The sequence below is a fragment of the Peribacillus sp. genome, from assembly GCF_059453735.1.
The window spans coordinates 1-1,803 of the sequence record NZ_JAZVJO010000495.1; the positions used below are offsets into that span (position 1 = coordinate 1).

General features: G+C 40.3%; 4 protein-coding genes. 1 reads left to right on the plus strand and 3 read right to left on the minus strand.

All coding sequences use genetic code 11. The features are described 5' to 3' along the window. Positions 1-322 (plus strand): hypothetical protein (locus tag AC52RT_RS16410; RefSeq protein WP_495541739.1); only part of this gene is annotated, 322 nt, incomplete at its 5' end. 72 nt (positions 323-394) lie between these two features. Here AC52RT_RS16410 and AC52RT_RS16415 read toward each other — a convergent pair. From AC52RT_RS16415 to AC52RT_RS16425, 3 genes are read right to left on the minus strand one after another with little or no spacing between them, the layout of a single operon-like run. Next, positions 395-994 (minus strand): hypothetical protein, encoded by a 600-nt coding sequence (locus tag AC52RT_RS16415; RefSeq protein ID WP_495541740.1) that lies wholly within the window; start codon positions 992-994, stop codon positions 395-397. Continuing rightward, complete coding sequence (locus AC52RT_RS16420; protein WP_495541741.1) at positions 994-1,254, minus strand: hypothetical protein; 261 nt, start codon at positions 1,252-1,254, stop codon at positions 994-996. Before AC52RT_RS16420 ends, AC52RT_RS16415 begins: the two co-directional genes overlap by 1 nt. Positions 1,255-1,296: 42 nt before the next feature. After that, complete coding sequence (locus AC52RT_RS16425) at positions 1,297-1,740, minus strand: VOC family protein (protein ID WP_495541742.1); 444 nt, start codon at positions 1,738-1,740, stop codon at positions 1,297-1,299. Positions 1,741-1,803 lie beyond the last annotated feature (63 nt).

Genomic DNA, 1,803 nt, shown 5'->3' on the forward strand with positions numbered 1-1,803 from the left:
CTTATTTTTAGGTTTTATCATAGTGCTAGGTATTCTAGGTTTATTGATCTATTCACTCATTAGACGAATCAAGCAATTTCGATTAGCTGACGGGGAGAAGGTTACGAGTAATAGCGGAATCATGATTTTTTCTTTATTTGCAATCATACTATTTTATAGCTTGAATATCTTAGTTGGCATTGGTGTCATTGTAAACGAATATGTTACAAGCAATAGTACCTCAATCGGGGCATTTATAAGTTTCGGGGTGTATGCTATCGTAAGGTTCCGGTCCAATAATGAAAAACAGACTGCCAACAGGAAGGTTTCATTATTGAAATAACAACAGGGTCATCAAATTAGAGCGGTGAGGAAAAAGGCTGTTAAACAGAAATGGTTTAGCAGCCTTTTAATATTATTGCAAATGTTTCTCTAGAAAAGCCTCAAGCTCCGAAAGGTCATTATTTTTCAAGATGGAGATTAATTGATCTACGGGAATGATAGAAGCATTCATTAATAAACTGAAGGTCGTTACTAAACATGTTGCAGCTGTTGTTTTCTCATTGTCGGTACCTGTTTTACGTCCTAATTGGGCAGCAAGTTCATCGTACTGTTCTTCCATCGCTAAAGAAAGCACAGTATCGGCAGCTTTGCCTTCCTGTATAAGGAGCTGGAGTGCTATATGTAAGCATCTTTTATATGCATTTAGCGTTTCCTCGTCGACAATGCGAACTGTAGGCGGCTCGGGTTCCGTCGGGTGGAGGAGCGTCTGGCCCAATGCCCACAAAGCTTTATCGGTCTTTGGATCATAGCCGCTTGGATCGCAAAACTGTGTCACATAGCCACAATGCATGCAAACGGCGGTGTAATTTGTATAGTATACTTGAATCCCTGGGTTCTCCACATTGCGGTATGTCGTATACGGCATGAATACATCCTGCGCACAAAACTGGCAAATGAGCGGTCGATTAAAGATGGTGATCCGACTTTCTTCGCAGCGTAAATCATCTACCATTATTCGCCCACCTTTATGTAAACGATATTCGTTTCCGTTCTTTTCGTTTGTTCTTGAAACTGTTGCATATTGCCGCAGTCTTTACATGTAAATGATTGTAACGTTAATTGTTCCCTTGGTTTTTCACCGAAGGGTTCTGTATCAAACGTTGAGATGTCGATATAGACTTCCCGATGTCTGAAAACCATACTTTCACAGAACGGGCAGCTCAGTTGTTTACCTAACACCTGTATTTCATAATGTCCTCTTCTTCTGACCATCTACGCTACCTGCCTTTTCTTACTGATTCTATATCATCAAAATTACTGGTCATTAATCACCAGCATATTGTTCTCATCAAATTCCCAATCAGGACCATACGCCACTTCCCAATAGTAGCCATCAAGATCGGTAAAGTAGCCGCCATAGCCACCCCAGTCACTATTTTTAGGTTCCTTTACGATTGTTGCACCAGCAAGCTTCGCCTTCTTCATAACTTCATCCACTTCTTCAGCCGATTTTGCATTATAGGCTAATGTGATGCCGTGGAAGCCATTAGCAATGGCAGGCGGATTTTCTTTGTTCATATCTTTGGCAAGCTCATGTAAAGGATATAGGGCGATTCTTGTTCCTTCGTTTCTAAAGAAAATGATAAAAGGGTTTGCTTCTGTTCCTCTAATGGATGTGTCAAAGCCGAGTTTTTTGAAGAATGCGTGCGATTTTACAATATCCTTTGTTCCTAATGTGATTAAATTCAATCTGTTCATCTTGTTCCTCCCTGAAAATTCTACTATATATAATTGAGGAAAGTATGCTGTCTAAGTCGGAGG